Source organism: Burkholderia sp. Tr-862, from assembly GCF_011753085.1.
Taxonomy (GTDB): domain Bacteria; phylum Pseudomonadota; class Gammaproteobacteria; order Burkholderiales; family Burkholderiaceae; genus Burkholderia; species Burkholderia ambifaria.
On record NZ_VWWG01000201.1, the window covers coordinates 1 to 10,617 of the forward strand.

The following is a 10,617-nucleotide window of genomic DNA, read 5'->3' on the forward strand; positions in this document are numbered from 1 at the left end:
TCGGCACGCCCGGCGCGCGGTCGAGCCAGTCGCCGCACGCTTCCTCGAACACGACGTCGAAGGCACGCGCGCCGCCGGCCGGCACGTGCATCACGCCCGCCGCGCGGCTGCGCGTGTCGAGCAGCGCCCCGTGCGCATCGAACAGATACGCGCGCAGCGACGTCGTGCCCCAGTCGAGCGCAATCAGCGACGGGGCGGCGGAGTTGGCGTCCGGAGCAGTCCGGGTCGAATGGGTCATCGTTTGATCCTGCGGGTACCCTGCGGCGGGCTCCAGCCCAGTTCCGCGGAAATGGCTCGCGCTTCGCGCTGCACAAGCGGAATCAGTTCATCCATCCGGTCGTGCGGCATGTATGGAATCGTGCTCGCGACCGACACGGCCGCGACGATCGCGCCCGACGCGTCGCGGATCGGCGCGGCCACGCAGCGGATCGACGCCTCGTTTTCCTCGAGGTCGAACGTGTAGCCGCCGGCCGCGTAATGCGCCATGCGCTGCAGGAACGCGCTCGTCTCGGGCCGGTTGTCCGGCTTGAAATTGACGCCGGCCAGTGCGCGGCGCGCGGCTTCGAACAGCGAGCGCCACAGGTCCGGATCGAGGTCGAGCATCATCGCCTTGCCGATGCCGGTGGAGGCGAGCGGCATCCGGTGGCCGACGCGCGAACGCATCTCGAGGCCGCGCGTGCCGGGAATCTTGTCGATGTACAGCACGTCGTCGCCGTCGCGCACGCCAAGGTGAATCGTGTCCAGCGTCGCTTCCGCGAGCGCCTCGAGGTGCGGCCGCGCGACCGCCGTGAGCGGCATCTGCTCGAGTGCAATCGTGCCGAGCTCGATCAGCTTCGGGCCGAGCAGGTAACCGCCCTGCACCTGCCGCAGGTAGCGCGCCTGCACGAGGCTGCTGACGAGACGGTGCGTCGTGCTGCGCGTCGTGCCGAGCGCGGCGCCGATCGCGCGCATGTCGCGCGCGCCGTTCGCGATCGCTTCGAGGATCGCGAGACCGCGCAACAGCGTCTGCGTGCCGGCCTGCTGCGCGGCGAGATCGAGCGGCGTGCTGGTCGCGCCGATGCTGTCGGTCAGCGGCGCATCGTCCGGCGTCGCGCGCCGGGCGTCGAGAGCAAGGGAATCGGGCATCTTGGTCATGGAACGGGCTGTTCAGCGGAATCGGTGAAGCCGCGGTCGCGAGGCCGGAACGAGGTCGGGCGTCGCGGCAACGCGGCGGTCGATGCACCGAGGAAAGCGCCCGGCGAACTTCATGGAATGTGTCTCCGTGTGCGTCGGGCGCCGCGCGATGCGTGGGTCCGAAGCTGTCGATGTGCTTCGGATTGTAGGAGCGCACGCACTCGTCTCCAATATTTGAATGCGTTGTCCAGATACTGAGAAAGGCCGGCAATTACGAAACGGCCGTGCCACGTGCACGGGGGCGGAACCCGACGCGTCGCGGGTTCCGCCCCCGTTATCCACGCGCGCCGCGCTTATTGCTGGGTCGTGCTGCGCGCCTGCATGTAGCGCTGCACGTCGGAGAACGACACGCGGCCGCTGCCGCTGGCGTCGATCTGCCGGAAGTGGTTCGCGACGTAGCCGAGGCCGGCCGCGCGCGCCTGCGCTTCGGTGATCGAACCGGTGTTCTCCGTATCGGCCGCGCCGAACTGCCGCGCGAGCTTGCGCACCACCTGCGCGTGCAGCGCGGCGCCCGTCGTCTGCGTGCCGGCGGTCGGCTTGCGCGCGGCCGGCGGCATGTACGGATCGCCGAGTTGCGCCTGGCGCGCGCGCGCCGGGGTGGCGGCGTCGCTCGCCTGCGCGAACGCGGACACGGATGCGGATGTTGCAGCGCCGGCGCATGCAAGCGCCGCGGCAACGACGATGAAACGTTTCTTCATGTCAGGCTCCAGTCTGGAATGAGGTCGTCGACGGCCGGCGAACGGCGCCGCCACGGGCGCGCGTCGCCAGGCCCGCCCATCGCATCAATGCGCGGCCGCGTTGTAGAAGGTCACGAGGTCGGCCTTCTCCTGCGGACGCGACGTATCGTCGAGATAGACCATGTGTCCACCCTGATAGTCCTTGATCGTCAGGTTCGGTTGCGATCCGAGCCGCGCGAGGTCGAGCTCGGTCTGGTAGAACGGCGTCGCGATGTCGTGATACCCGTTCAGCGACAACACCTTCAGCGACGGATTCAGCGTCAGCGCCGCGGCGAGATCGGGGATCGTGTCGGGCATCGCGAGGCCGTCGTGCGACCAGTCCCACGTGTTGATCGCATTGCTGCTCAGCGAATACGCGGACTGCGCGCTGTACTTCAGCACGTTCGGCAGGTAGCTGCCGATCGTGTCGGTGAACGGCTTCGTGATAAACGTGCTCGACGGGTCGCCGTCGGCCGCGAGCGGGCTCGACGACGGCACGTTCACGCGTGCGTCGTAGCGGCCGATCAACGTGCCCGGGATCAGCGCCACCTGGAAGCTGTTGTCGAAGAACGTCGGGACCACGTTGAAGTCCGCATTCCACAGCGACTGCTTCACGCCGGTCGAATTCACCATCGTCGTGACGAGCGTCGGCGGGGGCGGCGTGTGGCTCGCGAGATACGCGTTCACGGCGGGCGCGTAGCTGCCGGCCGTCAGCAGGCGCATCTGGTCCGCATACTGCGGCAGGCTCGACGGGTTCGGATTGTCGAGCTGGTAATACGCGCCGACGGTGCCGTAGGACGGCACGAAGCCCGCGCAGCTCACCGGGCTCGACCCGTTGTTCGAGTTGCCGATGTAGTCGCTCGCCATGTCGCAGTTCGCGTTGTAGTTCAGGATCGACGACTGCAGCACGATGCCGGCGAGCTTCACGCCGGCCGTTTCGAGCAGGTTCGCGAGCACGTCGGTGCGCGGCGTGCCATACGATTCGCCGAACAGGTATTTCGGCGAATCGTTGCGCTGGTTCACGGCGATGTAGCGCATCACGAAATCGCGAAACGCGCCGCCGTCCTGGTCGACACCCCAGAACGTCTGGTTCGTGTTCGGCGCGATCGCTTCCGAGAAGCCGGTCCCGATCGCATCGACGAACACGAGGTCGGTCGTATCGAGCAGGCTTTCCGCGTTGTCGACGAACGGGAACGTCGAGGTGTTCGCGTTCGGGTCGCCCGTCTGGATCCGTTTCGGACCGAACGAGCCGAGATGCAGCCACACCGATGCGGAACCGGGGCCGCCGTTGTACAGGAACGTGACGGGCCGCTTCGCGGCGGGCTGGTTGTCGGCGGTGTACGCGATGTAGAAGAACGATGCTTCGGGCGCGCCCGTCTGCGGATTGCGCGCGACGAGGTGGCCGGCGGTGGCCGTGTAGCGGATCGTGTGGCCGTTCAGCGTGATCTGGTGATGGGTGACGGCGGCTTTCTCGACCGCGGCGGACGCGTCGAGCGACGCGGTCGCGCTCGACGAATAACTGTTGGGATCGTTGTACGGCCTGTCCACCTGAGCGGCGGGATCGGCTGAATTGTCGGTACCTGCCGCGGCGGACGACGTCACGTCGTCGTTGCAGGCCGTCAGAATCAGCGAAGAGAACACAACCCCCAACAACAGCTTCGCTTTGCTCGCTGGCATCGTTGCTTTCCTTCTCTCGAATGTTTTTTGTGTCGAGCAGCCGGGTACGCCGCCCCCCGCCTCGATTGCGGCCGATAAGCCGAGGCGCTGGCCAATATACGCGAGCGGGTCGGCTTTGAAAAATTTGGAAATATTCGAGCGAGGGTCGGTGCGGTGCACACCTTTCAGGAATGCTTCGATTCGCACACCATCGTTTTTCAGCCGCCTTTCAGCGGTTGGGGCGTGACCGTTGGAATGCGGAAACCGCGCGGATTTCGTGCCATATCGGCAAACAAAATCGCGCGGCCGCGGGCATTGCTCAGCAAAGCGAAATAGACGATTTCGTCTAAAGGATACGGCCCGAAATGCGGGCGACACGCATGCGCTGCAGCGCACCAATGGCGCGCCGGCGACGGAACGGACAATGCAACGGCGCGAGCGCGCCGGTCACTGCGATTGCGGAAGCTCGGCCGCGCCCATCCGGCGGGCAATGACGGCCGCGCGCTGCGCCTGGTAGGCCGAGCCGCGGTGCGCGTCGAACCAGCGCGGCTTCGGCAGCATCACCGCGAGGCGCGCCGATTGCCACGCGCCGAGCCGGTTCGCGGGAATTCGGTAGTAGTAGCGTGCGGCGGCCTCGGCGCCGTATACGCCGCGGCCCCATTCGACCGAATTCAGGTAGATCTCGAAGATCCGCTCCTTGTCGAGCACCGTCTCGAGCATCCACGTGATGATCAGCTCCTGCCCCTTGCGGATGTAGCTTTTCTCGCGCGACAGGAACAGGTTGCGCGCGAGCTGCTGCGTGATCGTCGAGCCGCCCGCGACGATCCGGCCGCGCGCCTTGTTCTTCTCCCAGGCCTGCAGGATCGCGTCGACGTCGTAGCCGTTGTTGGTCGCGAAGGTCGAATCCTCCGACGCGATCAGCGCGCGCTTCAGGTTGCGTGAGATCTGGTCGTACGGCACCCACTGGTGCTGGACCTGCGCGGGTGGCTTGTCGCGCGACAGCCACCATGCGTCGGTACGCATGAACGCGGTCGAACCGGGATTGATGAACGACCACAGCGCGATCTGCACGAGATAGAACAGCTGGGTCGCGAGCCACGCGCCCGCGAACACCGAACCCGCGTAGACGATCCAGCGGGTCGGACTGACCGCGCGCGTGCGCCGCATGCCGCTTACCGCCGCCACCTGCCGCGCTCCGCTCAGGCCGCCGCGAGCGCCTGGCGCAGCGCGGCCAGCACGGGTGCGCCGTCCGGCCGCACGCCGCGCCAGATGAAGAACGATTCGGCCGCCTGCTCGACCAGCATGCCGAGACCGTCGGCCGTGCGCGCGCCGAGCGACGCCGCATGCTGCATGAACACGGTCGGCTGCGCGCCGTACATCATGTCGTAGGCCAGCGTGCCCGGGCCGAACGCGGCAGCGTCGCACTCCGGCAGCGCCGCATCGAGACTGCCGGCCGTCGCGTTGACGATCACGTCGTACGGTTCGGCACGTACGGTGTCCGGGCCGCCGCCCGCCAGCACGCAGCCCGCATCGTGCGCAGCCTGCGTGAACTGGCCGACGAGCGTCTCGGCCTTGCTCGCGGTGCGGTTCACGATCGTGATCGATAGCGGTGCGCGCTCGAGCATCGGCAGCACGACACCGCGGGCGGCGCCGCCCGCGCCGAGCAGCAGGATGCGCGCGCCTGCGAGCGACACGCCGAGATTCAATTCGATGTCGCGCACGAGGCCGACACCGTCGGTGTTGTCGCCGTGGATGCTGCCGTCGGCGTCGATACGCAGCGTGTTCACCGCGCCGGCCGCCGCCGCGCGCGGCGACAGCGTGTCGGCGAGCGCATGCGCGTCGAGCTTGAACGGCACGGTGACGTTCGCGCCGCGCCCGCCTTCGGCGACGAACGCGCGCACGGCGGCCTCGAAGCCGTCGACCGGCGCGAGCCGGTGCTCGTAAGTGATCGCCTCGCCCGTCTGCGCCGCGAACTGCGCGTGGATGAACGGCGACTTGCTGTGCGCCACCGGATTGCCGAACACCACGTAGCGGTCGGCGCCGCTCGTCGGCGCGATCGCGGTCATGATGCGCGCCCCTCTTCGCTTGCCTGGCCGTTGCCGGTCGCGGCATCGTCGCCTTCGGCCGCCGCGCCGTCCGATTCGGCCAGCGCTTCGGCCTCGGTTTGCGCCGACGCGTCTTCCGCATCGACCAGCGTGTCGTCGCCGCCTTCGGTTTCGTCTTCGTCCTCGGCCGCCTCGCCGCTCGTCACGGTCGGCGCGTCGAGCACGTTCAGGAGCCGCACCGATGCCTCGATCGTCAGCTCGTCGAGCGACATCACGTCGAGCAGCACGCGCGTGCCGCGCGCATGCACGCCGAGCCCCGGCACGTGCAGCAGCAGCGGGATTTCCTCCAGACGCACGAGATCGCCCTTCACGACGCTCGCGACGACCTGCTTCTTCTGCTCCTGCGCAAGCCAGCGCAGGCACCAGAAGTATTCCATCCGGCGCTGGTAGTCGGCGTACGCGGTATAGGTGTCGTCGAAGCCCTGCACGACCGCGTACAGGTCGGCGTCCTTCGGCTTGAACGGCGCGGCGAGCTTCGCGGTGACGCCGTGCTGCACGCACGCGAGCAGCTGCCACTGGTTCACGAGGTCGACGTAGCGGCGCAGCGGCGACGTGCTCCATGCGTACTGCGCGACGCCGAGGCCTTCGTGCGGCGCGGCCGACGTCTGCATCCGCGTGCGCTTCGGGCCCGGCGCGCCGAAGCCGCGCTGCGAGCGGTAGATGCCCGGCACCGTGTGATCGTGCAGGAACGCACCCCACGTCGAGTTCGCGAGGATCGCGAGCTCCGACACGATCAGGTCGAGCGGCGACCCGCGGCGACGCGGCGTGATCGTCACGTGCTCGCCTTCGACGTAGAAGTTGTAGTCGGTATTGCGCTGCACCTCGCGCTTCAGGCCATAGCCCGCGCGCGCGACCTGGCGTTTCTCGAACAGCGCCTGCGCAAGCGGCCACAGCACGGCGATGTCGTCCTTGTGCGGGTAGTCGCCGGTGCCGGCCGCGAGCGTCTCTTCGTTGACGAGCTCGTCGAGCGTGTTGTGGCGCAGGTTGCTCTTCACGAACACGAGTTCGGCGCGCGTTTCGTTCGCCACGATGTCCTGCGTCTCGCGGTTGACGATGATGTACAGCGACAGCGCCGGGCGGTAATCGCCCTCCTTCAGCGTGAACACGTCGACGACGTCGTCCGGCAGCATCGTGATCTTGTCGCCCGGCATGTAGACGGTCGACAGGCGCGCACGCGCGATCGCATCGACCGCGTCGCCGCGCACGATGCCGAGCGCCGGCGCCGCGATGTGCACGCCGATCCGCACGCGACCGTCGGCCAGGTGCTCGACCGAGAACGCGTCGTCGATTTCGGTCGTCGTGACGTCGTCGATCGAAAACGCCTCGACGTTCGCGCGCGGCAGGTCGTCCGGCAGCGGGCCGACCGTGACGGGCGGAAAGCCCGTGCCGTGCGGGAAGAATTCCGCGAGGAAGCGCGCCTCGTGCAGCGCACGCGCCGACGCGACGCCGCCGCAGTCGAGCATCAGCCGCGCCGGCGACACGCCGCGCGCACCGGCCGCCGCCTCGAGCGCCTTGTATTCGATCGCGTTCTTGTCCGGCCGCGTCAGCAGCCCGAGCACCTTGCCCGCGAACGCCTCCGGCAGCTTGCCGGCCTTCAGTTCCTCTTCATACTGGACCTGGACGAGCGCCTGCTGGCGCTTGCGCTCGAGCGACGCGAGCGCCATCTTGAGCTGGTCTTCCGGCGCGCGCTGGTACTGGCCGCGCCCCTTGCGGCGGAAGTAGACGGGCGAGCCGTGCAGCCGCAGCACCAGCGCCGCGCGCTCGACCGCGCCGTAGGTCGCGCCGAAGTATTCCGCGGCCAGCGCCGTGTAGGTGAATTCCTCCGCCGGCGCGCATTCCCACAGGAAATCCAGGTCGATCTGCTGCGCGGCCGTGTCGGCTTCCTGCATCAGTTCGCTCGCGGCCGGCTTCTCGAATTCGATCAGCACGTCTTTTGCGCGCACCTTCGCCCGCCGCCCGCCGGGCAACTCGACTTGAAACGCGTCGCCCTGGCGCGACAGCACGCTGCCCGCCTTGAAACTGCCCGATTCCTCGAAGAAAACGTTCACTCAGTACTCTCGTTCAGACTGCCGGGCGCCGCATCGGCGGCGCCGCATGATGATGGGAATTCGATCGGCATGACGCCGGGCTTATGACGTCGTGTCGTCGCAAAAAGCGAGAACGTCGTCGACATAGTCGGCAAATTCGCTGATTCCGTGATCGCTGCCTTCGATCACGCGCGTTTTCGCGCCCGGGTAATGGGCGAGCATCTGGCGGTAGTCCAGCACTTCGTCGCCCGTCGCCGCGAACAGATAGTAGCGCTCGGGCCGCGAAATCGCCGGCACGCGCAGCGCATCGAGCTCCTGCAAGTGACGGCGTTCGACGACGATCGAGCCGCCGCCGTGCCACAACGGCTGTTCGCCCAGATACTGTTCGAGATCGCGTTGCGGCACGATCGCCGGATTCAGCAGCACCGCCTTCCAGCCGTGCTTTTCCGCCAGCCAGGTCGCGTAGTAGCCGCCGAGCGAGCTGCCGATCACCGTCACGTCGCGCGCACCAGCCACCTCGGCTTCCGCCACGGCGATCGCATCGAGCGGCGACACCGACAGCGACGGGCAGCGCCACTCGTGCGTGCGCCCGAGTTCGGCCATGCGCGCGGCGAGCAGCCGCGACTTCTGCGACTCCGGCGACGACCGGAACCCGTGCAGGTACAGGATCACGCGCGGCTCCCGAGCGCGTCGAGCAGCTTCTGGTGCACGCCGCCGAAGCCGCCGTTGCTCATCACCAGCACGTGGTCGCCCGGACGCGCGGCCTCGACGACCGACTTCACCAGCAGATGGAGATCGTCGAACGCACGTGCCTTGTCGCCGAGCGGCGCGAGCGCGTCGGCCAGGTTCCAGCCGAGCACGTCGCGCCCGGCAGGCGCGCCATAGCCGAACACCAGATCGGCGTCCGCGAGGCTTGCCGGCAGTTGCGCCTTCATCACGCCGAGCTTCATCGTGTTCGAGCGCGGCTCGAGCACCGCGAGAATGCGGGAATTTTGACGGCCGATGCGCGCACGAAGGCCGGCGATCGTGGTTTCGATCGCGGTCGGATGGTGCGCGAAGTCGTCGTACACGGTCACACCGTCGATGCTGCCGCGCACTTCCATACGCCGCTTCACGTTGCGGAACGATGCGAGGGATTCGGCGGCCTGGGCGGGCGGCACGCCGACGTGGCGCGCGGCGGCGATCGCCGCGAGCGCGTTCATCCGGTTGTGGTCGCCCTGCACCTGCCACGCGACTGCACCGACGCGCTCGGCGTGGCGATATACCGCGAACCGTTCGTCGACCGGCACGCCGTCCTCGGCCGGCAGCGCCTGCCAGCCGCCGTCGACGCCAAAGCGCTCGACCTCGCTCCAGCAGCCGCGCGCGAGCACGCGCTCCAGCGCGTCGGAACGGCCGTTGGTCACGATCCGGCCGACACCCGGAACGGTACGCACGAGATGATGGAATTGCGTTTCGATCGCGGCGAGATCCGGGAAGATGTCGGCGTGATCGAATTCGAGATTGTTGAGCACCGCGGTGCGCGGCCGGTAGTGGACGAACTTCGAGCGCTTGTCGAAGAACGCCGTATCGTATTCGTCGGCCTCGATCACGAAGAAACTCGAATCGGTCAGCCGCGCCGACACGCCGAAGTTCAGCGGCACGCCGCCGATCAGGAAGCCCGGGTTCAGGCCGGCGTCTTCCAGCAGCCACGCGAGCATCGACGACGTGGTCGTCTTGCCGTGCGTGCCCGCGACCGCCAGCACCCACTTGCCCGCCAGCACGTGCTCGCCGAGCCATTGCGGGCCGGACACGTAAGCCAGGCCGCGGTCGAGGATCGCCTCCATCAGCGGGTTGCCGCGCGTGACGACGTTGCCGATCACGAACAGGTCGGGCTTCAGGTCAATCTGCTCGGCGCCGTAGCCCTCGATCAGCGTGATGCCCTGCGCCTCGAGCTGCGTGCTCATCGGCGGATAGACGCCCGCGTCGCAACCCGTCACCGTGTGGCCCGCCTCGCGCGCGAGCACGGCAAGACCGCCCATGAAGGTGCCGCAGATGCCAAGAATGTGGATGTGCATAGATGAATGCTTTCGCGCCGCCGGGCGCCGTCGATTCGGAAAGGAAGGTCTGCGGCACGCCGGACAGGCCGCCCGGCCAACGACTTTCGCCGCGACACAAAGACCGCCATTGTAACTGACGCCCCGCCGTGCCCGGCGGCCCGAACGACGGATCGCGGATGCTGCCCGCGCGGCCGGCGGCACGCACCGGCACCGCGTTCGGGCGTGGCGGCGATCGAGTATGATTGCCGGATCATGTCTCGCAAACCCCTTGTCGACCCGCGGCGCGCCCGCGAGGAAATCGCCCAGTCCGCCGCCCGCCTGATCGCGGAGGACGGCCTCGATTACGCCAGCGCGAAGCGCAAGGCCGCGCGCCAGCTGTTCGGCGATACGCGCGTTGCCGGCGAATGGCTGCCCGATAACGACCTGATCGAGGAAGAACTGCGCGAGTATCTCGCGCTGTTCCAGAGCGACACGCAGCCGGACGAACTGCGCCGCCTGCGCGAGATCGCGCTCGACTGGATGCGCCGGCTCGCCGAGTTCAATCCGTATGTGACGGGCGCGGTGCTGCACGGTACCGCGAACGAACATTCGGACATCCATTTGCAGATATTCACCGACAACCCGAAGGACGTCGCGATCTACCTGCTGAACCAGAACGTTCAGTACGACGTGTCCGAGACGCGACATTTCGCCGGCCGCGCCGACGTCGAGACGCTCAGCTTCCTGTGGCGCCCGCGGCGCGACGTGGACGCGATCGGCATTCACGTCGCGCTCTACGCGAGCGACGACCTGCGCGGCGCGGGCAAGGCCGACGCGCGCGGCCGGGTCGCGCGCGCGGACGCCGCCGCAGTGCGCGCGCTGTTCGAGGGCAGCAACGCTACTTCCGAACCGGAAGGATTGGACG

General features: G+C 68.1%; 10 protein-coding genes. 1 reads left to right on the forward strand and 9 read right to left on the reverse strand.

Annotation, left to right across the window (positions count from 1 at the left end; all coding sequences use genetic code 11):
- From F3J14_RS30785 to mpl, 9 genes are all read right to left on the reverse strand, one after another.
- Nucleotides 1-238: 2-dehydro-3-deoxygalactonokinase (locus F3J14_RS30785; protein WP_166726139.1), on the reverse strand; the 238-nt coding region annotated here is incomplete at its 3' end.
- Complete coding sequence (locus F3J14_RS30790; protein ID WP_098549804.1) at nucleotides 235-1,134, reverse strand: IclR family transcriptional regulator; 900 nt, start codon at nucleotides 1,132-1,134, stop codon at nucleotides 235-237. The genes F3J14_RS30785 and F3J14_RS30790, both read right to left, overlap by 4 nt.
- A gap of 332 nt (nucleotides 1,135-1,466) precedes the next feature.
- Entirely contained in the window at nucleotides 1,467-1,871 is a 405-nt protein-coding gene (locus F3J14_RS30795; RefSeq protein ID WP_166726140.1) for an EF-hand domain-containing protein, read from the reverse strand.
- Between the two features lie 84 nt (nucleotides 1,872-1,955).
- Nucleotides 1,956-3,566, reverse strand: a complete 1,611-nt coding sequence (locus tag F3J14_RS30800; RefSeq protein WP_166726141.1) for a peptidase S10 — start codon at nucleotides 3,564-3,566, stop codon at nucleotides 1,956-1,958.
- Nucleotides 3,567-3,992: 426 nt separating this feature from the next.
- Complete coding sequence (mtgA, locus tag F3J14_RS30805) at nucleotides 3,993-4,730, reverse strand: monofunctional biosynthetic peptidoglycan transglycosylase (RefSeq protein WP_166726142.1); 738 nt, start codon at nucleotides 4,728-4,730, stop codon at nucleotides 3,993-3,995.
- Between the two features lie 14 nt (nucleotides 4,731-4,744).
- Complete coding sequence (gene aroE, locus F3J14_RS30810; protein WP_166726143.1) at nucleotides 4,745-5,611, reverse strand: shikimate dehydrogenase; 867 nt, start codon at nucleotides 5,609-5,611, stop codon at nucleotides 4,745-4,747.
- The gene (locus F3J14_RS30815; RefSeq protein WP_166726144.1) at nucleotides 5,608-7,698 is read right to left on the reverse strand and encodes an RNB domain-containing ribonuclease; all 2,091 of its coding nucleotides are present in this window, start codon (nucleotides 7,696-7,698) and stop codon (nucleotides 5,608-5,610) included. The genes aroE and F3J14_RS30815 overlap by 4 nt, the downstream gene beginning before the upstream one ends.
- 81 nt (nucleotides 7,699-7,779) lie before the next feature.
- Complete coding sequence (locus tag F3J14_RS30820; RefSeq protein ID WP_166726145.1) at nucleotides 7,780-8,349, reverse strand: YqiA/YcfP family alpha/beta fold hydrolase; 570 nt, start codon at nucleotides 8,347-8,349, stop codon at nucleotides 7,780-7,782.
- On the reverse strand, nucleotides 8,346-9,884 hold the full coding sequence (mpl, locus tag F3J14_RS30825) for a UDP-N-acetylmuramate:L-alanyl-gamma-D-glutamyl-meso-diaminopimelate ligase (protein WP_348772025.1): 1,539 nt from the start codon (nucleotides 9,882-9,884) through the stop codon (nucleotides 8,346-8,348). The genes F3J14_RS30820 and mpl overlap by 4 nt, the downstream gene beginning before the upstream one ends.
- An 81-nt stretch (nucleotides 9,885-9,965) precedes the next feature.
- Here mpl and F3J14_RS30830 point away from each other — a divergent pair.
- The coding region (locus tag F3J14_RS30830; protein WP_166726147.1) for a UDP-N-acetylmuramate--alanine ligase at nucleotides 9,966-10,617 on the forward strand (652 nt) is incomplete at its 3' end.

What these genes read in the sequence shown, in the direction of transcription:
- F3J14_RS30790 (WP_098549804.1), bottom strand. Translation starts at nt 1,134, where the DNA reads ATGACCAAGATGCCCGATTCCCTTGCTCTCGACGCCCGGCGCGCGACG.
- F3J14_RS30795 (WP_166726140.1), bottom strand. Translation starts at nt 1,871, where the DNA reads ATGAAGAAACGTTTCATCGTCGTTGCCGCGGCGCTTGCATGCGCCGGC.
- F3J14_RS30800 (WP_166726141.1), bottom strand. Translation starts at nt 3,566, where the DNA reads ATGCCAGCGAGCAAAGCGAAGCTGTTGTTGGGGGTTGTGTTCTCTTCG.
- aroE (WP_166726143.1), bottom strand. Translation starts at nt 5,611, where the DNA reads ATGACCGCGATCGCGCCGACGAGCGGCGCCGACCGCTACGTGGTGTTC.